The organism is Acinetobacter lwoffii (genome assembly GCF_024129595.1).
In the GTDB taxonomy this organism is placed as follows: Bacteria; Pseudomonadota; Gammaproteobacteria; order Pseudomonadales; family Moraxellaceae; genus Acinetobacter; species Acinetobacter lwoffii_O.
Genome location: NZ_JAMXXS010000003.1, coordinates 65676 through 86547, shown reverse-complemented (window position 1 = coordinate 86547; position 20872 = coordinate 65676). Strand labels below are relative to the sequence as shown.

The following is a 20872-nucleotide window of genomic DNA, read 5'->3' as shown; positions in this document are numbered from 1 at the left end:
TTAGTTTTATGGCAGCATTACATACTCCTTGGCAAAAGATTCAGCATTATTTCTGGCTGGTCTGTGGTGTATGCTGCCTATTTGCTGCCTTAGTCTTTTGGGCAGTGACTGATTCAGATGACGTCATCGAAATTGAAAAAAAGCCTGAAACTGAAGTTCAGTTGCAGATTCAGCCGGAAAAAGTAGCCACAATGACCCATCTTGGTGCGCTTTTTCAGGAAGTGAAACCACTGGATCTAAATACGCGTACCGTCGTGAATGCCAGTCATGAGCCGGAATTTCGCGGTACCAAATTTGTCAATGAAGCGAAAAACCAGCATGCAATTGAATTATTTCGTGTGACCAATGAAGCCATTTTAAAAAGTTTTCTTAAAAAACAGTCCGATCGTAAGCCTTTTGTTTACTTAAGAATATCGGGTGAAAATCAGCCAGAACAATATGTATTGTTGTATGGTCAATATAAGACGGCGGCGCAAGCCAATCAGGCTTTATCTACACTGAAGTTAAATTTACCGGCCTCAGTCAAGCCTGAAGTTGTGCCAATGCAGCAATATGTCAGTCTGGTCAATAATCTGGGTTCAGAGGAATTGGCCAGTAATCAAAAGCTTTATGAAATTCGTTTGAAGAATGTGCCTTTGCCGAAAGTAGATGAATCAGTGCGACTTAGACAGCAGCAAACCCAGACTGAGGCCAAGCCGCGCAGCTCTGATGCGGCGACTACCAGTACCACCATTGTGCGTCGTGATTCATCGGGAAATGTGGTCGATGTACAGAAATCTGAAAGTGCTGTAGAAGGCACGCCTCAACCGCAAAATAACAATAATCGACCTGCTCAGGGCAGTAATCCACGTCCTCAAAATAACGAGATTAGTGATCCATTTAATTAGTTCGGTCTAAAATAGCGCATCCAAAAAATTACAGAATTAAAAATGAGCGATTTTGGTGCAAAAAATGCACATTAAAATTAACCCTTAGAGTGCTGTTCTGCGCTAAATCTTTGTCATCTGTATTGTTTTAATTTATGCGCTGTTTGTTGGCATGGAATTTGCTTTATTGGTGCATGAATTGAATTAATCTCCCTGTTTTAGCGCGAAAAATGATTCGATGACACCGTATGAATGTCATATTTATTCCAGATTTTTATGTTATTCATGAGCAAAATAAACTTTATTTGTTATGCATTTAGTCTAAAAAAGGACTAGTCTGAAGAAATAAAGAAAAATGCTTTTGCTCTACCAAGACGGTCTTCTCAAGTCCATTAGACGCCAGCGCAGAGAAAAATTTAGATTGTTTAACAGCCTGTTGAGGCTTCGTGAAAGAAGGGTACGCTATGCACATGCCATCGCCTAACAATGTAGCTCCCGCTCAAGGTTTATACCAACCGGATGAGTTTAAAGATAACTGTGGTTTCGGTTTGATCGCCCATATGCAGGGTGATGCTAGCCATGATCTCGTCAAGACCGCGATTCATAGTTTGAGTTGCATGACCCATCGTGGTGGTATTGCCGCGGATGGCAAAACCGGGGATGGCTGTGGTCTGCTCTTGGCAATGCCGAAAAAATTCTTCCGTGAAGAAGCGAAACGCTTAAGTGATACCACCTTAAGTGAAGTCTTTGCTGTAGGTTCGGTATTCCTGAGTCTTGATCCTGCGCTTGCGGCACACGCCAAACAGGTTTTAAACAAAGAGATTGAAGCTGAAGGTTTGATTGTTCTGGCTTGGCGTGTGATTCCGACCAATGTAGATGCATTGGGTGAAATTGCCCTGCAATCAATGCCGGCATTTGAACAGATTATTGTTAACTGTCCAATGGGGGTGACTGAGGTTGAATTTAACCGTAAGTTATTCCTGGCACGCCGTCGTGCAGAGCAGCTGTTAAGCAATGATCCGTCTTTCTATGTCACGACCTTATGTTCAACGGTGATCAGCTACAAAGGCTTGATGATGCCGGAAGCGATTGCAGATTTTTATACAGATCTGGCTGATCCACGTCTGGAATCGCATATTGTGGTGTTCCATCAGCGCTTCTCGACCAATACCTTGCCTCGCTGGCCGTTGGCACAACCGTTCCGTTACCTGGCGCACAATGGTGAAATTAATACCATTACTGCGAACCGTAACTGGGCCATGGCGCGTGTGCCAAAATTTGAAAATCCGTTATTGCCGGGTTTAACTGAACTGAACCCAATTGTGAACCGTACCGGTTCGGATTCTTCGAGCCTGGACAATATGCTGGAGATTCTGGTCGGTGGTGGCATGGATCTGTTCCGTGCACTCCGTATGCTGGTTCCGCCTGCCTGGCAGAATGTGGAAACCTTAGATGCAGACTTGCGTGCATTCTATGAATTTAACTCAAAACATATGGAAGCCTGGGATGGTCCTGCAGGTCTGGTGATTCAGGATGGGCGTCATGCGATCTGTATGCTGGATCGTAACGGTCTGCGTCCTGCGCGTTGGGTCATCACCAAAAATGGTTATATCACATTGGCTTCTGAAATTGGTGTCTGGGGTTATCAACCTGAAGATGTAATTTCTAAAGGCCGTGTCGGTCCTGGCCAAATGCTGGTCATCGACACGCAAACCGGCAAGGTGCTGGATACGCAAGATGTCAATAATCATCTAAAACGTATGCGTCCATACCGTGAATGGTTACGTGAAAATTCTGTGCGTTTGCAAGGTAGCCCAGAGCTGGAAGAATATTTATGTGATCAAGGCTTAAAAGGCGATGGCCTGAAAGCGGCACAAAAAATGTTCATGGTGACCTTTGAAGAGCGTGACCAGTTATTGCGCCCGATTTCTGAAAGCGGTCAGGAAGCTGTAGGTTCAATGGGTGATGATACCCCAATGGCAGTATTGTCTCGTCAGGTGCGCCATGTGTCGGATTATTTCCGCCAGCAGTTTGCACAGGTGACCAATCCGCCGATCGATCCGCTACGTGAATCGATTGTGATGTCACTGGAAACCTGTTTGGGTCGTGAGCAAAACGTCTTTGAACAAGGGCCTGAGCATGCAGACCGCTTGATCATTTCCAGCCCTGTGCTGTCTAATTCGAAAATGCATCAGATCCGCACGATTGGTCGTAAAGGTTATGAAATTGCGGACATCGACCTGAACTATCCAGAAGCAGAAGGTCTTGAAGCGGCGATTGCACGTATCTGTGAAGAATCTGCCCAAGCGATTCGTGATGGTAAGACTTTACTAGTTCTTTCAGACAAGAAAATCCGTGAAGGCTTCTTGCCAGCCAATGCATTCATGGTGACCGGTGCAGTGCATCATCACCTGATCAATACAGGTCTGCGTACCGATGCGAATCTGATCATTGAAACCGGTTTTGCCCGTGATCCACATCAGTTTGCAGTACTCCTTGGCTTTGGTGCGACAGCCATCTACCCGTACCTAGCTTATGATGTGATCAATGATCTGGTCGCGAAAGGTGAGTTATTGGGTGACCCGATTTATGCACAAAACAATTTCCGTAAAGGGATTGAAAAAGGTCTACTGAAAGTTCTATCGAAAATGGGTATTTCTACGGTTGCTTCTTACCGTGGTGGTCAGCTGTTTGAAGCAGTGGGCTTATCTAATGAAGTGGTGGATAAATGCTTCATCGGTGTACCAAGCCGTATTCAAGGTGCCACTTTTGTCGATCTTGAAAATGACCAGAAACAGTTGGCGGATATTGCCTGGAAAAATCGTAAGCCAATTGATCAGGGCGGTCTGCTGAAATTTGTATTCGGCAAGGAATACCATGCCTTTAACCCAGACGTGATCAACTCACTGCATAAAGCAGTACGTTCTGGGAACTACGCAGATTTTAAAGAATATGCGGAACTGGTGAACAATCGTCCGATCGCCACGATTCGTGACCTGTTCAAACTAAAAACAGATAATTCGATTCCAGTGGAACAAGTGGAATCTGTGGAAGAGATCCTGCCTCGCTTTGACTCTGCCGGCATGTCTTTGGGTGCACTGTCACCTGAAGCTCATGAAGCGATTGCGATTGCCATGAACACGATTGGTGGTCGCTCGAACTCAGGTGAGGGCGGTGAAGATCCAGCGCGTTACGGTACGATTCGTAACTCGAAAATCAAACAAATTGCATCGGGCCGTTTTGGTGTGACCCCTGCTTACTTAACGTCTGCAGAAGTCCTTCAAATTAAAGTCGCGCAAGGTGCAAAACCAGGTGAAGGTGGTCAGTTGCCGGGTGGTAAAGTAAATGGTCTCATTGCCCGTTTACGTTACTCTGTACCGGGTGTAACGCTGATTTCGCCACCTCCGCATCACGACATCTATTCAATTGAAGATTTATCACAGTTGATCTTTGATTTAAAACAGGTTAACCCACAGGCGATGGTGTCAGTTAAGCTGGTTTCTGAACCGGGTGTCGGTACGATTGCGGCGGGTGTAGCGAAAGCCTATGCCGATTTCATTACTATTTCTGGTTATGATGGCGGTACAGCGGCTTCTCCACTTTCTTCAATTCATCATGCAGGTTCACCGTGGGAGCTTGGTCTTTCTGAAGCGCATCAGGCCCTTCGTGTTAATGACCTGCGTGGTAAAGTTCGCGTACAGACAGATGGCGGTTTAAAAACCGGTCTGGATGTTGTCAAAGCAGCAATTCTGGGTGCAGAAAGCTTTGGCTTTGGTTCAACCCCAATGATCGCATTGGGTTGTAAATACCTGCGTATCTGTCACCTGAATAACTGTGCAACCGGTGTCGCGACTCAACAAGATCATTTACGTCAAGAGCATTATATTGGCGAGCCACAAATGCTGATCAACTTCTTCACCTTTATTGCTGAAGAAACCCGTGAATGGCTGGCAGCACTCGGTGTATCAAGTCTGAAAGACCTGATTGGCCGTACGGATCTGCTGGAAGTCTTGCCAGGTGAAACTGCAAAGCATGCACATCTTGATTTAAGTAAATTACTGGAATCACATCCTGCTGCAGAAGGTAAAGCACAGTACTGCGAAGTACAGGGCAATGCACCATTTGATAAAGGGATTCTGGCTGAAAAAATGGTGGATGAGATTCTGCCTGCCATCGAAGCGGGAACTGGCGGTGAATATAGCTTCACGATCGGTAACTGTGACCGTTCGATTGGTGCCCGTCTGTCTGGTGAAATTGCGAAACGCTATGGCAACCTCAGCATGGAAGCCCATCCGGTGAAAGTTCACCTGAATGGTACGGCGGGCCAGTCACTGGGTGTCTGGAATGCCGGTGGTCTGCATATCAGCCTGGAAGGTGATGCCAATGACTATGTCGGTAAAGGCATGGCCGGTGGTCGCATCTCGATTTTCCCGCCAAAAGGTTCGCCATTCCAGACCCAAAATACCGCGATTATTGGGAATACCTGTCTGTATGGTGCGACTGGCGGTAAATTATTTGCTGCCGGTACGGCAGGCGAACGTTTCGCAGTACGTAACTCGGGTGCATTTGCCGTAATTGAAGGTGCAGGTGATCACTGCTGTGAATATATGACCGGTGGGATTGTGACAGTGCTGGGTAAAGTCGGACATAACTTTGGTGCGGGTATGACTGGTGGTTTTGCTTATGTGCTTGATCTGGATAATGACTTCGTTGATTATTATAACCACGAGCTGATTGAGCTGAACCGTATTTCAACCGAAGCGATGGAAGAGCACAAAGCCTTCCTGGGTCGTATTCTGGATGAACATATTAAAGAAACGGGTAGTGCTTGGGCGTACAAGATCCGCCATGAGTTTGACTTCTACAGCCGCAAGTTCTGGTTGGTAAAACCAAAAGCAGCCAACTTGCAAACGCTGTTAAAAACAACTCAAGCTGATCCACAATAATTCCACTACTGCAGAAACATAGGCAGATGTAAGGCAACTGTGAACCCCTTACATCTCCCCACGGAGAGAGACATGGCAGAACGCCTGAATAATGACTTTCAATTCCTGGATGTCGCACGCCAAGATCCAGAGAAAAAAGAGATTGATGTCCGCAAAGCAGAATTTGTGGAAATTTATAAGCCTTACACAGCGGAAATTGCAGCCAATCAGACGCATCGCTGCCTAGGCTGTGGTAACCCGTATTGTGAGTGGAAATGTCCGGTACATAACTACATTCCAAACTGGTTAAAACTGGTGTCTGAAGGACGTCTGTTCCAAGCCGCTGAATTGTGTCACCAGACCAATACCTTGCCGGAGGTCTGTGGCCGTGTTTGTCCGCAAGACCGTCTGTGTGAAGGGGCATGTACCCTGAACGACGGTTTCGGTGCGGTGACGATCGGGAATGCAGAAAAATATATCAATGATACCGCCTTTGCATTGGGCTGGCGTCCAGATATGTCCAATGTGCAATGGACCAATAAGAAAGTCGCGATTATCGGGGCAGGTCCTGCAGGACTTGGCTGTGCGGATATTCTGGTACGTAATGGGGTAAAACCTGTGGTCTTTGATAAACGTCCGGAAATTGGTGGTTTGCTGACTTTCGGTATTCCAGAATTCAAAATGGAAAAAGACGTAATGAAGCGCCGCCGTGAAATTTTCACGGGCATGGGCGTGGAATTCCGTCTCAATACTGAAATTGGCACCGATATCAGCATTGATCATTTGCTTACTGATTATGATGCAGTATTTATGGGCATGGGCACCTATACCTATATGAAAGGTGGTTTCGCCGGCGAAGATCTGGATGGTGTGTATGATGCACTGGATTTCCTGATTGCCAATGTCAATCGTTGTCAGGGCTGGGAAAAAGACCCAGCTGAATACATCAGCGTGGAAGGCAAGAAAGTCATTGTTTTAGGCGGTGGTGATACTGCCATGGACTGTAACCGTACTTCGATCCGTCAAGGTGCTGAGACAGTAACTTGTGCTTATCGTCGTGATGAAGAAAATATGCCAGGTTCACGCCGTGAAGTGCAAAATGCGCGTGAAGAAGGGGTGAACTTCCAGTTTAACCGTCAGCCGATCGAAGTTGTTGGTGAAAATGGTAAAGTAACCGGTGTAAAATTTATTACTACTCAGCTGGGTGAGCCGGACAGTCGTGGTCGCCGTAGCCCAGAACCCATTCCGGGTTCAGAAGAAATTCTGCCAGCCGATGCGGTTTTGCTTGCTTTCGGTTTCCGTACCAGTCCAGCAGACTGGTTCACCGATGTGGAAATCAATCTGGATGGTTCAGGTCGTGTCGTTGCCGCTGAGCAGCAGCAATACAAATTCCAGACCTCAAATCCAAAAATCTTCGCTGGCGGTGATATGGTGCGCGGTTCGGATCTTGTAGTGACTGCGATCTGGGAAGGCCGTCAGGCAGCTGAAGGGATTCTAGATTATCTAGAGGTTTAACCGTTGAAAATTCACTGAAGCCATTTAAATAACCCGCTATGGCGGGTTTTTTATTTTTGAATATTGTCTAACTGAAAGAGAGACCATTAAAAAAGATTATAAAAAGTAACAAAACTTTAGAAAATACTGTTTAAAATCAAATTAATTATATAAATATTAATAAAGAATTGAGGACAAGATATCATGCGTGTATTCAAACAATCTCTTATTGCCTTGATGCTGGCCAGTACCTTGACCCTGAGTGGTTGCGGCTATAACACCTTACAAGTCAAGGATGAGGCGGTGACTGCTTCATGGTCTGAAGTGCAAAACCAGTATCAGCGCCGTGCCGATCTGGTACCGAATCTGGTCAATGTGGTCAAAGGCTATGCTGCGCATGAAGAACAGGTGTTGACCGAAGTGACTCAAGCACGCGCCAATGTGGCAGGGCTAAAAGTAGACCGTGAAGTACTGGAAGATCCAGAACTGTTTCAGCGTTATCAGGAAGCGCAGTCGCAAATGACCAGTGCTTTGTCGCGTTTATTGGCAGTAACTGAAAATTATCCCGATCTGAAAGCCAATCAGCAGTTCCGTGATTTGCAGGTGCAGCTGGAAGGCACTGAAAATAGAATCGCTGTGGCACGTAACCGTTATATCACCACGGTGCAGGACTTTAACTCTTATGCCCGTCAGTTCCCGCAAGTGATGACGGCAAAAGTGATTGGTATGGATACCAAACCGAACTTTAGTGCCGAGCAAAGCGCACAGAAAGCTCCAACGGTTTCCTTTGAATAAGTACTGACCTGTAAATAAGTGAGAGATCAGATGCCTGAAATACTGCTGAAATATTGTGCTGGTTTGATTCTCATGTTGGGCATGGGAACGACAATGCTTGTTTCAGCAGAAACAGCCACGGCTACAGATGCTGAAGACGTCATTGTAGCCCGTGAAATCTTGCAGCCTAAAAATAATCAAAATACTCCAGCTCAAAATACAGAAACTGCAGCAGCATCACAGCCACAAATTGCCAATGACATGGCGGAAGGGCAGTTTCAGCGCGATTTACCCAGTCTGAATGAACCGGTCATTGATCAGGCCAATATACTTAGTCCCGCTGAAAAACAGCAATTCAGCCAGCGTATTTTGAAACTTTATAATGAAGGCAAAGGGCAGATAGGTGTAGTCATTGTTCCGACCACAGGGCAAGAAGATATTTTTGATTATTCCATGCGTGTTGCTGAAGCCTGGCAGCTGGGTTCAGCTAAACGCGACAATGGTTTGTTGATGACCATTGCCATTAATGACCGCCGTATTCAAATTTTGACCGGTTATGGTCTGGAGGGTGTACTACCAGACATAGTGGCAGGTCGAATTATTCATGACAAAATTACGCCATTTTTTAAGCAAGGTCAGTATGCGCAGGGCATTGATTCCGGACTAACCGAAATTGAACGAATTTTAAATTTAGATCCTGAAATTGCAGCACAGGCAGCCGATGAATTAAAAGAACGTCAGGAACAGGCTTATCAGGCACAAAAAGCCAGTAAGGCGACGTTCAGTAGCGTGCTGTTTATTGTTGTTGCTGGGGTCGTCGGTTCCATGATTTTTGGCAGAAAACTCAGCGCTGCAACTGCCGCGGTTGCAGGCACAGCTGCCGGTCTGGTCAATGGCATGGGTTTAATTGCCAGTTTAATGATTGGTGCCGGGGTATTCTTTTTACTGGTCACCTCGCTTGCGCAACTGATTTTACATGCCTTTATGGCAGGTGGTGGCCGCGGCGGCAGTGGTCGTGGTGGTTTTGGCGGCGGCGGCTTCGGCGGTGGCGGTGGTGGATTTGGCGGGGGAGGAGCATCAGGCTCATGGTAACAACGACAGATACGACAGAAATTGTCACGCAGCCGAAGCTGGAAGAACATGCGCAGCCGAGTTTTAAGCGCTGGTTAAAACATTTCTTTTATATGCCGGCAACCAAACGTTTTTTCTCCAAGCAGGATCAGCATGCCATTGCACTAGCGGTTGAAGAAGCCGAGCATGGACATGTGGGGGAAATTCAGGTGGTGATTGAAGGCTGTTTGCCTTCAAGATCCGCCTATTATCAAGATACCTTATGTCGTGCTCGCCAGTTATTTGCTGAAATTGGTGTTTGGGATACCGAATATAATAGTGGAGTACTACTGTATTTGAATCTGTGTGAGCACAAGGTGGAAATTGTGATTGACCGGGGAATTAAGAATGCAACGACTCAGGCAGTCTGGAATGAAATCTGTCAAAACATTATTCAGCATTTAGTCCAGCAGAAGTTTAAAGAAGGTGTAATTGAAGGTGTGAAGCAGATTGGAGAAGTATTGGATCAGTACTATGATCGGAAAATAGATGATTTAGAAGATGAATTAGGGAATAAACCGATAATTCTGGGGTGATTTTAGTCAACTAACTGACAAAATTTGTCAGTTAGTTACACAAAATAAAACATAATAATTACAAAAAAATAAAATATTTTTTTAAACTGCTGTTTTTTATGTTAATTCTATTATAATGAAACTTGGCATACTTAGTGCTAACTATAAAATTAAGCTAAATGAGCTTTTCTTTAGGCTTATAAATAAACAAAAACATTTGTGGAGAATGTTATGAAAACTATGCAAAAGGGTTTTACCCTTATTGAATTAATGATTGTTGTCGCTATTATCGGTATTTTGGCGGCGGTTGCACTTCCTGCTTATCAAGATTATACCGTTCGTTCAAAAGTATCTGAAGGTATGTTGGCAGCTTCTTCTTGTCGTACTGCTGTAACAGAGGCCATTGATTCCGGTGTTCTTCCAACAGCTGGTCAATGGGGTTGTGAGCAAGGTAGTGATTCTGTTAAAGCATCTAAATATGTACAAAAGATCGAAGTAGCTAGTGCTAATCCAGCAATTGGACGAATCACGGTGACTCTAGTTAATGATGCGTCATTAAAAGGTGCAGCTGGTAAAACTATCATTATGACACCAAAAGTTAATGGTGGCGCTAATTTAACTACGGCTGTGGTTTCTGGTCCTACTAATACAGTAGATGGTGCTCTAATTAAAGAATGGTCTTGTGGTCCAGCATCAGCAGATGCCGCTATTATGGCTAAATATTTACCAGCATCTTGTCGTACAGCACAATCGTAATTTTTATTTAAAAAAGCTGACTACGGTCAGCTTTTTTTTACGAATGAAATTACTATGAAAATTATAATTTTTACTATTTTGTTTTGTTTTGGGTTGTCTTACTTTATAGGCTTATCTGTATTCCCTTGGACATCATCCTCGCAAGATTTTTTATGGTTTTTTGGTCTAATTTTATGTCTTGGCCTATTTTATAAAAAAGAACTTAAACTACCCAAAATTATTATTCCATTATTCTTGATCTGTTTAATTCCTTTTATCCAATTTATATTTGGTCAGGTATATTATTTTTCTACGGCTGTATTTAGTTTCTGTTTTATTTTTAGTTTTTTGGTTTCTCTTCTTTATGGGTATAACAGTCATCAATTAGCAGATCAAAATAAAATTATTCAATATATTGCATATTTTTTTACGTTTATTGGTTTGATTGGTAGTTTATTCGCCATTGCGCAATGGCTTCAAACCTCTCATCCTTATATCTTAAATTTAAGTCATAATCGACCTTATGCAAATTTAGGGCAACCTAATCATCTAGCAACGCTTTTAATGATGAGTATTTGCAGTGTTATATTTTTATATGAGCGTTATGGATATAAATGGTTCTTATGTGTGCCATTACTTGTTTTAGATACTTATGCACTTGCCCTGACACAATCGAGAACGACATGGGTTGTTATCATTCTCTTACTAACTGTGTATGTATTCAAAAAAATAAATTTTCAAAGAGCATCAACAGCAAAGATCATATTTTTATCGCTCGCTTTGTATGTGTTTCTTTTTATTTTTAATACTGAAATTGCTGAATACTTAAAATTAGTTGCACCGATTCCTTTAGAAGATCGCATCAATGGTGGTTTTGCTCGTATAGAAATGTGGAAGCATATGTACTATGCAATTATGCAACATCCTTGGTTTGGTTATGGATGGTTTCAAACCACAATTGCTCAATTTGAAGGTGTGCTTTTATTTAAAAATGAAGGCAATCTCTCAAGTGCACATAATATTATGATTGATTTAATACTATGGGTAGGCATTCCATTCGGTATTCTTTTGATTTTTTATAGTTTGTACTTAATCAAGGTGATTATTTGTAATATTAAAACAACAGATGAACTTTATGTATATATAATGATGCTATGTATATTGGTGCATGCTCAGCTTGAATATCCACTATATTATAGCTATTTCTTATTCCCTTTGGGGTTCTTTGTTGGAGTATTATTGATAAATTGCAATGTCAATACAATCTCAATCAATGAAAAATTAAAGCAAGTAACTTTTTTATTTTCAATTATATTTTACGCTTTAATATTTCAACAATATGATCAATGGTTGACGAATCTGGGCTATGCATCAGGTATGGAAAATACAGGTCAATCACAAAATAAGCAATCAGTCATTTTTTCACAGTTTGCAGATCGAGCTGAGTTTATTGTTGCAAAAGTGGATAAACAGTATGCTGAAGACAAATTAGATTCATTTGAGCACTATGTAGTTAGTCAACCAAGCTACTATAATTTATTTAAAATGGCACAAATATTTTACTTTAATCAAGATTGGGTGAAAGCAAATTATTATTTTGAAGTGTCGAATGCACTATATAATAAAAAGGCTTTATTCAAAGATTTATCAAAAATCGATACACACCAAAGTAATAACATTGCATCGCTATTTTTAAAAAAGCATGATGATCTATCAGCCCCAAACATGAAGTAATTGGTTATGACAAAGCGTATTCAGTTTTTTATCAAGCATCTAACGTTATCTTTTATCATTGCCCTAGTGTTGCTGGGGGTTGTTTTTTACTGTTGGTACCCTACACCACTTGCAAAAGCTGTTGGTGTAACTTATATCATTTTAATGTTATTTGCTATTGATATTATTGTTGGACCTTTATTAGGTTTACTGGTTTATAAAGAACATAAAAAAACCTTAAAATTTGATTTGACTGTCATTATTTTGATCCAGATTTCGGCTTTGATGTATGGTATTTATAGTTTGGAGCAGGGGCGACCAGCTTGGATTGTTTATAATGTAGACCGTTTTGAGCTTGTGCGTAAAAATGAAATCATCAATGAAAATATTGAAAAGGCACACCCACAGTACAAACAGCCCTCATTATTAAAACCCCAATATGTGATGGTTGAGGTGGCTACAGATATTCAAAAGCGTCAAGCTGATTTATTTACGGAAGTGCTTGGAGGAGTGTCATTATCACAAATGCCAGATCGTTATATTGAATTTGATAATAAAGCACTTGTGCAAGGTAAAAATATTTTGAATATTAGAAAACTTTATGAGTACAATGAGGCATTAAGTGTTCGTAAAATTTTAGACGACTCACCTACAGCAGTAGGATTTGTACCACTAAAGGCAAGTCAAATAGATATGACGGTACTGCTTGATGCACAGGGTAAACCACTTGCAATCGTCGACCTTCGCCCGTGGAACTAACTTGTATTTGAAAGATCAAAACAAAAAGCAGATTCCCCTTTAATCTGCTTTTTGTTTATCATGTGCCAAACTTCTACCGCTTGATATTTCCATGAAATTCACGCTTGCCCTCATAGCAGCTATTCTGATCTCCCTTGCATGGCTCATGCCCGTGCATTATCGCCCATGGGTCACTTATACAGGTGAGCTGTATGCCTTTTTTGCGCTATTTGCGATTGTGGCTATCTGTCTAAAAGAAAAAATAAAAATTCCAGCTATTAGCTTACCTTTATTGTTACTTGCCTATGTCCCGCTTGTACAGGTACTGGCAGGGCAGCTGTTTTTCTTTAGCATCGCCCTGATGGGCTTTATTTTCGTGTTTGGCTTTTGGCTGGCAAGTGTGCTGGGTTATCACCTGTCAACAGGGAACTATAGTCGAGAAGAAACGTTTACTTATCTGAGTTATGTGTTTCTGGCATCAGGTACAGTCACTGGCATGATCGCAATTTGCCAATGGACCAATCTGGATGCAACTTTGCCAGGTATGGTGAATATTAGCGGTAACCAGCGGCCATATGCTAATTTTGCCCAGCCCAATAATATGGCGACCTTTTTGCTCATGTCTTTGATGAGTTGCCTTTACTTATATGAAAAGAAAAAAATCCAGACCAAGTGGTTATTTGCCTGCGCTGCAGTAATTGTCATGGGAGTGGCTTTAAGTCAGTCACGTACTGCGTGGGTCGCTGCAACCGCCATCATGCTGTATTTAGCGTTCTACCAATATAAAGGCATTATTCGCCTGAAATGGGTTTACAGCACCGCTTGGTTCATCTTCTTTATTTGCTGTATTGTGGCTTTTCCATTACTCAGTCAGCTGGCTGCACAGGTGATGAATACGGACGTAGTCCAAAGCCGAGATATAGTAGCGCGTGCCACTGGGGATATGTCACGACTTGCAATCTGGCAGCAAATGTTGGCTGCCATTCAGGCACAGCCATGGTGGGGTTATGGCTGGTATCAGACCAGTGTTGCTTTTGTCTCGATTACCGATATGGTACAAGGGCCAGTCTGGATTCGTAGTGCGCATAACTTTATTATCGATTTCCTGCTCTGGAATGGACTGATCATCGGTCTGCCTTTCTTGGCATACTTTGGTTATTTGGGTTATCAGTTGCAACGCTGGGTCAGCACTCCGGAATCCGTGATTGGGATTTTGATGATCGGAGCTTTTGTGACGCATGCCATGTTTGAGTTTCCCCAGCATTATGCCTATTTCCTGCTGCCAGTCGGTTTTATTCTGGGTACAGTTTTGGCGCAAAATCTAAAAATTAAAATAATAGTTATGCCATCAATCGGCATGAAATTCATTTTTGCTGTTGGATTGCTTTTATTGATTGTGATTTATCGGGATTATGACGTTGCAGTACCAAAACTCGGGCAAAGTATTCGTTATGAAAAACAGCCGGAAAAAGTCACCAATGAAAAACCGATTTATCTGCTAACCGAATTTAATCATCGCATTGCCTGGATTCGTCTGAATCCTTATAGCAAAGCATCTGCTGATCAGATTTTGGAAGGTGAACAAATGGTCTTGAGTTATCCAACTAAATATAACCTGATCAAATATGCCAAACTCTTAGCATTTAATGATTACGAGACTGAGGCTAAGCACCAGCTGCAACGCCTAAAGACTGTTCAGAAAACTGAAATGAGTTATGAAGAGTTAACGCAGGATATGCCTCGCTAAATACAAAAAAGCCAGCAGATGCTGGCTTTTTCTTGTCTTAACTTTAAATTTAAAGCTGACTTTGAATATAGTTTTCAATGCCAATGCTTTCAATCAGATCAATTTGTATCGTGGTCCAATCCAGATAATTTTCTTCTTTCTCTAGAATTTCCTGAACCAGATCACGGGTCACATAATCCATTTGGGTTTCAGCTAATGCCACAGCTTTCTGGATGGTTTCAATATTTTCTTTGACTTTGCGCACATCACAATGCAGCACTTCTGGAGTATGCTGACCGATATACAGTTTGCCCAGATTTTGTAAATTCGGCAGACCTTCCAAAAATAAAATACGTTCAATAATTTTATCGGCATGTTTCATCTGAACAATGGATTCTTTATATTCTGCCGAGCCCAGTTTCTCAATGCCCCAGTCATTAAACATGCGCGAATGCAGGAAATACTGGTTAATGGCAGTTAAGTGGTGATACAACACCTGATTGAGCTGATTAATCACATCACGATTGCCTTTCATCGCATAACTCCATTTGGACCTGTTTTATCTTTCTAAGAAAGCGTTTTAACTCTGATAGTAAAGCAAGTCAGGGGCAAATGGCGAGTAATTTATCAAATCAAAAGTAAAACCTTGTTTTCAAGGCAGGGATATAAATGAGTGACCTAAGCCATACGACATGAAATGTCGTTTCAAATTAACATTTTTAACTTTGGATATTCTATTGGTTATTTTCATTGATAAAATAATCGTATGAAAACACTTAAATTACGCATTAAAGATAAACATTCCAAGATATTAGAGCAATTAGCATCTGAAGTGAATTTCGTCTGGAATTATATCAATGATTTAAGCTTTAAACACCTTAAAAGAAAAGGTGAATTTCTCAGTGCTTACGATATTGCTGAATATACGAAAGGTACATCTAGGCTTTGTGGGTTACATAGTCAAACCATTCAGGCTGTTACCGAAGAATTAGTCATACGCAGAAAGCAATTCAAGAAGACCAAACTAAAATGGCGGGTCAGTCATAAGAAATCAGCCAGAAGATCACTAGGTTGGATACCCTTCAAGAAAGTAGCAATCAAGTATGCTGATGGCCATATCCAGTATGGCAAGCATCAGTTTAAAATATGGGATAGCTATGGACTGTCAAATTACAGTATCAAGACTGGTTCGTTTGTCGAGGATGCGCGTGGCCGTTGGTATGTCTGCTTAGTTGTGAATAGCCCTAAAATTGAGAAATCGACTGCGACTAATTTGATTGGGATTGATCTGGGCTTAAAGGATATAGCCACTTGTTCGGATGGTACGATAATTTCAAATCCCAAGTTCTACCGTCAATATGAACAGAAATTAGGGATTGCTCAACGAGCGAAAAATAGAAAACGTGTCCGTGCATTACACGCCAAGATTGCAAACTGTCGTAAAGACCATTTGCACAAAGCAAGTACGATGCTTATAAAGAAAAATGCGCTAATTGTTGTAGGCGATCTGAGTGCGAAAAAACTGGTGAAAACCAAGATGGCGAAGTCTGTTCTGGATACCGGATTTTCAGCATTCAAGACCATGCTCAAGTATAAATGCGAGAACGCAGGAGTATGGTTTGAAGAAGTTAGTGAAAGTTTCACAACCCAAATGTGTTCGTGCTGTGGTGAGGTCACTGCAAGTAGTCCGAAAGGTAGAGCAGATTTGCGAATAAGAGTATGGGAATGTGAAAACTGTTCAAGTGTTCTGGATCGGGACTTGAATAGTGCTAAGAACATACTTGCGCTTGGGCATAAGCGTCTCACAGGAGGAATCAGCTCTATTTAGAGAGGTGAGGATGTCAAGGAACAGCAAATGAAAATCGACATCGAATCGATTCAGACTCAGATGAATGGCAATAAAAACCCGCCAGAGTCAAAGGCGGGGGAGGAGTAATGACCAAAGATCATTGTTTTTTCATTATGTTTATAGGGAGAAATCTTTCTAAATTTATGCTGCAACGGCCAGTCGTGCTGCAATTTGTGAAACTTCATCACTGATAATCATACGGGCTTCTGGTGCACAGCGGCCACAGCAAGTTCCCAAGTCCAACATATCGCGTACATCACGATAACTCTCAGCGCCATTTGCAATAGCATCTTTAATGTCTTGATCTGTAATGCCGCGGCATAGACAAACGTACATAGGACACAACCACAGTGATTAAATAAGATAAGTAATATTATTGATAATTGTTATCGTTTGTCAATAAAAATCATTTGAAATAGCTTTTATCATGATTGATGATTTAGATAAAAAATCACCACCTGAGCGGAAATCCAAGTACTGCTCGGATTTCCACACAAAAGCGATTCATGATTTAGAATGAGATATTGCAGGGTGGGGATTGAGTAATTTTTATAACTTATTGATTAATTATGACAATGCCATCCATTTCAACCAAGGCATCTTTAGGCAGGCTGGCCACACCTAAAGCGGCACGTGCTGGATAGGGCTGGGCAAAATACTCACCCATAATTTGATTGACCAGTTGAAAGTGACATAAGTCGGTCAGGAAAATATTCAGTTTGGCAATATCTGCCAAAGAGCCACCAGCGGCTTCACAGACTGCTTTTAAGTTATCAAACACCCGGCGAATTTGAGCTTCAATGCCTTCAACCAGTTCCATACTATAAGGATCCAGGCCAATTTGACCTGATAGATATAAGGTATCACCCACTAAAATGGCTTGCGAATAAGTGCCAATCGCAGCAGGGGCATTTTCAGTATGGATTACTTGGCGGGACATTAATTTCTCCTTTTATCATCGACATACATCATATTCGATCAATTCGGCCGATCAAAGCACTATCGTTTTAAATGATTAACTCGCTTTAGAGGCTTCACTGAAAACGACGGGCTGTGCCAGACGGATAATTCGCGGGAAACCGAAATACATGCGTAAATCCCGGATAATCTGTGCAATCTGTTTACGGTTATGCACCACGATATTGACGTAAGTTTTGTCATCCTGAGTGCGCACCATTTCCACCCCGGAATGCGCTTTACGACATTGGTAAATCAGGTCGGAAATCTGCTCGTCATTCATGTCCAGGTCAATGCTGAGATAGGCAGTAAAGCTGATATCTTCCAGATCATCAGAGGTCCACTGCAACAACATGATATTTTCTGGATGCTGATGCTGTTCATGCAGCAGGTTATGGCAGCGCGCACGATGCACAATCAGACCGCGACGGGTCAAATGCCCCTGAATTGGATCACCCAGCACAGGATTGCAGCAATGTGCATATTTGACATCGACACCTTCCGTTCCCTGAATCAGACGGTCTGAGCTGGCAATATTCTGATGCTGATCTTGGGCAAATAAATGGTTGGCCACCAGTTGCGGTAATAAATCACCGACTGCAATCTGTTCAAACAGCTGCTCTTTACTGGAAACATGGCGCCATTCCAAGAGGTTTTTCCAGTCTGCTTCCGTCAGATCACGAATAGAACGATGGAACAATTTCAAGGCACGATTGAGAGCCTGTTGTCCGACCAGACGTTGCTCATCTGGATCCTGATCGCGCAGAATATTCTGAATAGCACGACGAGCTTTCTGGGTATTAATAAAACTGAGCCAATCCGGATTTGGAGTGGCCAAGACATCAGTAATGATTTCTACCACCTGACCACTGACTAGAGGTGTTGAAAGGGGCTTGGTTTCATTATTAATTTTTGCACCCACCGCATGATTGCCTAGGAATAAACTCGCGGCATAAGCAAAGTCAACCGCCGTGGCGCCTTGTGGCAATTCATGTAAATGGCCGTGCGGGGTATAGACCCAGATTTTTTCCTGATGTAAATAATCCAGTAATTCACTAAAAGTCGTTTTGGCGCATTCACCATCGACCAGAACATTCAGATTCTGCATCGAGGCCTGAATCGCAGAGCGGCAGGCCTGCGGGGCACTTTCACCGAGTACGACACCAAAGCGTGCCGCTTTACGCATGAGTTCTGTTTGAATGGTGAGCGACAAGGTCGTCTTTTCGCCTTTCAGTCGCATCATCAGGGACTGGTTGCCACCCGGTAATGGACGACGGATATGGTCTTCATAGCTTTGAATCTTAAAGCTATGGGTCAGAATCTCTGCCAGTCGGTCACAATCGGCAATGCTCTGTAAAATAATTTCAAAAGCATGGCTGTGAGTTAATTCTTGTAGATCGATGTCATTTTTAACGAAGTGGCGCAGTAGCTCAATATTGTTATTTTTCTTCTTAATTCGGCCCTGAATGGCATGCTGTTGCAGCAGTTCAGTCAGGTTCTTTTCCCATTTGGCCTGATATTCACAGCGTTTCGGCTTGGTTTCCTGTAGTGCGGTCTGAACGTTATTGTACATATCCAGATCAAGATTCTGATAGCACAAATGTTCCAGATTGTCGGCCATTTCATTCATGCCGACAATACGTGCCATTGGCACAAAAATTTCAAAGGTTTCGCGGGCAATACGCGCACGTTTGTCCGGACGTAGTGCATCCAAAGTGGTCATGTTGTGATAGCGGTCGGCCAGTTTCACAATAATGACACGTGGATCTTGTAGCGTCGCTTGCAGAATTTTCCGAAATGAAGCGGCTTTATTATATTCTTTATCGCTAGAATGACTCAGTTTGGTCACACCATCGACCAGCTCGGCCACAGTAAAACCAAAAGTCTCAGTAATATCATCTTTGTTAAAGTCGGTGTCTTCAATCACATCATGCAGCAAGGCAGCCATCAGCGTTTCAGGGTCAAGACGCATATGCGCCAGAATACAGCTGACTGCAATCGGATGCAGAATATAAGGTTCACCACTTTTGCGCACAATCCCATCATGCGCCATATCTGCATAATCACAGGCCGCAAGCACACGTTCGACATCGCTTTCACTTAAATACGCATCGATAATGATCTCTAACTGCTGCTTGGCTTGACTGACCTGTGGGCCTGGCATAAAACACCTTTTCAACTGAATTTTTTACAAATAAAACGTGAAAGCGCTTTAGAAATGTGAATTTCCTGGTTTGATGGTTTTTTGCTGCTAGTGAGCAGAAAACCCATTCAAACTTGATAGCTAACCCTTATGTTATAACCGTTCTGGCATAAATATAAAAGTCACATAACAAAAAAAGCCTAGTTTAGAACTAGGCTTTTTGAGTGACGATCTTTTATTGGAAAGAAAAACCGTCTAAGTTTAGATTATTTGCAGAAAGTGCAAGATCCAAGCTTGATGTTTGATAGTCTTGATCACGTTGTTTCAAAATGTCTTTTGATACATGACCTGAAGCGATTTCACGTAAAGCAACAACAGTCGGTTTGTCATTGTCCCATTCTACAGTTGGTTCAATACCTTGACGTGCCAATTGACGCGCGCGCTTGCTTGCCACTAGTACAAGCTCAAAGCGGTTGTCTACATGGTCTAAACAATCTTCAACGGTGACGCGTGCCATAAGAATTCTCGTTTGAATAATAAATTTTAACAGACTGCACAGTATAAAAGGCTTTGTCTATAGACTCAAGTTTTAATCACTGCTCAGTCGGCGTTATCAGTTTCTGAATTAGTTTTTCATGACGGTTGGCTTGCTGAGACAAGACCAAACGATTGGCGATAATCACCGCTTCAAGGTCATGCAGTGCTTTATTAAAGTCGTCATTAATAATGATATAGTCAAAGTTGCTATATTGTTGCATATCTTCTACCGCGCAGCTCAGACGATGCTCAATCACATCAACTGCGTCAGTACCACGGTTAGACAGGCGTTCACGCAAGTCGAACTGGCTTGGTGGCAAGATAAAAATTTGTTTAGATTCAGGAAAAAGTCGACGAACTTGTTGCGCACCTTGCCAGTCAATTTCCAGTAGTACATCATGACCTTTGGCCAGTTGCTCTTTGACTGTGGCTTGCGCAGTACCGTAGTAATTACCAAATACTTCAGCGTATTCGATAAAACCACCTTCATTGACCAGATTTAAAAAATCTTCTTTGGTGGAGAAGTGATAATGCACGCCATCGAGTTCGCCAGGTCGTTGACCGCGTGTAGTGTGTGACACAGAAACGTGAAGATTGTTGACACGCTCAAGTAGGGCTTTAACAAGGGATGTTTTGCCTGTTCCAGACGCTGCAGAAACGACAAACAAGAGACCCGACATGATATTTTTCCTGATATGATAAAATATCTTCTCTATTTTAGAGTAGAGCGGCTTTAAACTAAATAGTTGTCAGTCGATTGTTTACATTTATTTCAATTGAACCGCTAAAA

Annotated in this window: 17 protein-coding genes; 11 read left to right on the top strand and 6 right to left on the bottom strand. The window is 42.5% G+C overall.

Features of this window, described 5'->3' with window-relative positions:
* Nucleotides 1-8: 8 nt before the first annotated feature.
* The 10 genes from NI466_RS02930 (at nt 9) to NI466_RS02885 (ending at nt 14617) form a co-directional block, all read left to right on the top strand.
* A complete protein-coding gene (locus NI466_RS02930; protein ID WP_253172653.1) occupies nt 9-887 on the top strand; it encodes a hypothetical protein in 879 nt (292 codons plus the stop codon).
* Nucleotides 888-1336: 449 nt separating this feature from the next.
* A complete protein-coding gene (gene gltB, locus NI466_RS02925) occupies nt 1337-5812 on the top strand; it encodes a glutamate synthase large subunit (protein ID WP_253172652.1) in 4476 nt (1491 codons plus the stop codon).
* 72 nt (nt 5813-5884) lie between these two features.
* Entirely contained in the window at nt 5885-7306 is a 1422-nt protein-coding gene (locus tag NI466_RS02920; protein WP_005263877.1) for an FAD-dependent oxidoreductase, read from the top strand.
* Between the two features lie 183 nt (nt 7307-7489).
* On the top strand, nt 7490-8080 hold the full coding sequence (locus tag NI466_RS02915) for a LemA family protein (RefSeq protein WP_005263875.1): 591 nt from the start codon (nt 7490-7492) through the stop codon (nt 8078-8080).
* A gap of 30 nt (nt 8081-8110) precedes the next feature.
* The gene (locus NI466_RS02910; RefSeq protein ID WP_253172650.1) at nt 8111-9151 is read left to right on the top strand and encodes a TPM domain-containing protein; all 1041 of its coding nucleotides are present in this window, start codon (nt 8111-8113) and stop codon (nt 9149-9151) included.
* Nucleotides 9145-9705, top strand: a complete 561-nt coding sequence (locus NI466_RS02905) for a TPM domain-containing protein (RefSeq protein WP_253172648.1) — start codon at nt 9145-9147, stop codon at nt 9703-9705. The genes NI466_RS02910 and NI466_RS02905 overlap by 7 nt, the downstream gene beginning before the upstream one ends.
* A gap of 210 nt (nt 9706-9915) precedes the next feature.
* The gene (locus tag NI466_RS02900) at nt 9916-10440 is read left to right on the top strand and encodes a pilin (protein WP_253172646.1); all 525 of its coding nucleotides are present in this window, start codon (nt 9916-9918) and stop codon (nt 10438-10440) included.
* A gap of 54 nt (nt 10441-10494) precedes the next feature.
* Nucleotides 10495-12153: an O-antigen ligase family protein gene (locus NI466_RS02895; RefSeq protein WP_253172645.1), complete on the top strand. Its 1659-nt coding sequence runs from the start codon at nt 10495-10497 to the stop codon at nt 12151-12153.
* A 6-nt stretch (nt 12154-12159) separates the two neighbouring features.
* The gene (gene tfpZ / locus NI466_RS02890) at nt 12160-12891 is read left to right on the top strand and encodes a TfpX/TfpZ family type IV pilin accessory protein (RefSeq protein ID WP_253172643.1); all 732 of its coding nucleotides are present in this window, start codon (nt 12160-12162) and stop codon (nt 12889-12891) included.
* A gap of 91 nt (nt 12892-12982) precedes the next feature.
* Nucleotides 12983-14617 (top strand): PglL family O-oligosaccharyltransferase, encoded by a 1635-nt coding sequence (locus NI466_RS02885; RefSeq protein WP_253172641.1) that lies wholly within the window; start codon nt 12983-12985, stop codon nt 14615-14617.
* A gap of 49 nt (nt 14618-14666) precedes the next feature.
* On the opposite strand, the gene bfr is transcribed toward NI466_RS02885, so the two are convergent.
* Complete coding sequence (gene bfr, locus NI466_RS02880; RefSeq protein ID WP_253172639.1) at nt 14667-15131, bottom strand: heteropolymeric bacterioferritin subunit Bfr; 465 nt, start codon at nt 15129-15131, stop codon at nt 14667-14669.
* Between the two features lie 231 nt (nt 15132-15362).
* Here bfr and NI466_RS02875 point away from each other — a divergent pair, with 231 nt between their 5' ends.
* A complete protein-coding gene (locus NI466_RS02875) occupies nt 15363-16424 on the top strand; it encodes an RNA-guided endonuclease InsQ/TnpB family protein (protein ID WP_253172638.1) in 1062 nt (353 codons plus the stop codon).
* A gap of 162 nt (nt 16425-16586) precedes the next feature.
* On the opposite strand, the gene NI466_RS02870 is transcribed toward NI466_RS02875, so the two are convergent.
* The 5 genes from NI466_RS02870 to gmk all read right to left on the bottom strand — a co-directional run bounded on the left by NI466_RS02870 (nt 16587) and on the right by gmk (nt 20762).
* Nucleotides 16587-16781 (bottom strand): bacterioferritin-associated ferredoxin, encoded by a 195-nt coding sequence (locus NI466_RS02870; protein ID WP_004644972.1) that lies wholly within the window; start codon nt 16779-16781, stop codon nt 16587-16589.
* Between the two features lie 220 nt (nt 16782-17001).
* Nucleotides 17002-17385 (bottom strand): RidA family protein, encoded by a 384-nt coding sequence (locus tag NI466_RS02865; protein ID WP_253172637.1) that lies wholly within the window; start codon nt 17383-17385, stop codon nt 17002-17004.
* A gap of 75 nt (nt 17386-17460) precedes the next feature.
* Nucleotides 17461-19566, bottom strand: a complete 2106-nt coding sequence (locus NI466_RS02860; protein WP_253172635.1) for a RelA/SpoT family protein — start codon at nt 19564-19566, stop codon at nt 17461-17463.
* A 214-nt stretch (nt 19567-19780) separates the two neighbouring features.
* Nucleotides 19781-20062 (bottom strand): DNA-directed RNA polymerase subunit omega, encoded by a 282-nt coding sequence (rpoZ, locus tag NI466_RS02855; RefSeq protein ID WP_004281186.1) that lies wholly within the window; start codon nt 20060-20062, stop codon nt 19781-19783.
* Between the two features lie 76 nt (nt 20063-20138).
* Nucleotides 20139-20762 carry a guanylate kinase gene (gene gmk / locus NI466_RS02850; protein WP_253172633.1) on the bottom strand — a complete coding sequence of 208 codons (624 nt, stop codon included), beginning with the start codon at nt 20760-20762 and terminating at the stop codon, nt 20139-20141.
* Nucleotides 20763-20872: the final 110 nt, after the last annotated feature.

Excerpts from the sequence above, each read along its gene's own strand:
- NI466_RS02930 (WP_253172653.1), top strand. The coding sequence starts at position 9 with ATGGCAGCATTACATACTCCTTGGCAAAAGATTCAGCATTATTTCTGG.
- gltB (WP_253172652.1), top strand. The coding sequence starts at position 1,337 with ATGCCATCGCCTAACAATGTAGCTCCCGCTCAAGGTTTATACCAACCG.
- NI466_RS02920 (WP_005263877.1), top strand. The coding sequence starts at position 5,885 with ATGGCAGAACGCCTGAATAATGACTTTCAATTCCTGGATGTCGCACGC.
- NI466_RS02915 (WP_005263875.1), top strand. The coding sequence starts at position 7,490 with ATGCGTGTATTCAAACAATCTCTTATTGCCTTGATGCTGGCCAGTACC.
- NI466_RS02910 (WP_253172650.1), top strand. The coding sequence starts at position 8,111 with ATGCCTGAAATACTGCTGAAATATTGTGCTGGTTTGATTCTCATGTTG.
- NI466_RS02905 (WP_253172648.1), top strand. The coding sequence starts at position 9,145 with ATGGTAACAACGACAGATACGACAGAAATTGTCACGCAGCCGAAGCTG.
- NI466_RS02900 (WP_253172646.1), top strand. The coding sequence starts at position 9,916 with ATGAAAACTATGCAAAAGGGTTTTACCCTTATTGAATTAATGATTGTT.
- NI466_RS02895 (WP_253172645.1), top strand. The coding sequence starts at position 10,495 with ATGAAAATTATAATTTTTACTATTTTGTTTTGTTTTGGGTTGTCTTAC.
- tfpZ (WP_253172643.1), top strand. The coding sequence starts at position 12,160 with ATGACAAAGCGTATTCAGTTTTTTATCAAGCATCTAACGTTATCTTTT.
- NI466_RS02885 (WP_253172641.1), top strand. The coding sequence starts at position 12,983 with ATGAAATTCACGCTTGCCCTCATAGCAGCTATTCTGATCTCCCTTGCA.
- bfr (WP_253172639.1), bottom strand. The coding sequence starts at position 15,131 with ATGAAAGGCAATCGTGATGTGATTAATCAGCTCAATCAGGTGTTGTAT.
- NI466_RS02875 (WP_253172638.1), top strand. The coding sequence starts at position 15,363 with ATGAAAACACTTAAATTACGCATTAAAGATAAACATTCCAAGATATTA.
- NI466_RS02870 (WP_004644972.1), bottom strand. The coding sequence starts at position 16,781 with ATGTACGTTTGTCTATGCCGCGGCATTACAGATCAAGACATTAAAGAT.
- NI466_RS02865 (WP_253172637.1), bottom strand. The coding sequence starts at position 17,385 with ATGTCCCGCCAAGTAATCCATACTGAAAATGCCCCTGCTGCGATTGGC.
- NI466_RS02860 (WP_253172635.1), bottom strand. The coding sequence starts at position 19,566 with ATGCCAGGCCCACAGGTCAGTCAAGCCAAGCAGCAGTTAGAGATCATT.
- rpoZ (WP_004281186.1), bottom strand. The coding sequence starts at position 20,062 with ATGGCACGCGTCACCGTTGAAGATTGTTTAGACCATGTAGACAACCGC.
- gmk (WP_253172633.1), bottom strand. The coding sequence starts at position 20,762 with ATGTCGGGTCTCTTGTTTGTCGTTTCTGCAGCGTCTGGAACAGGCAAA.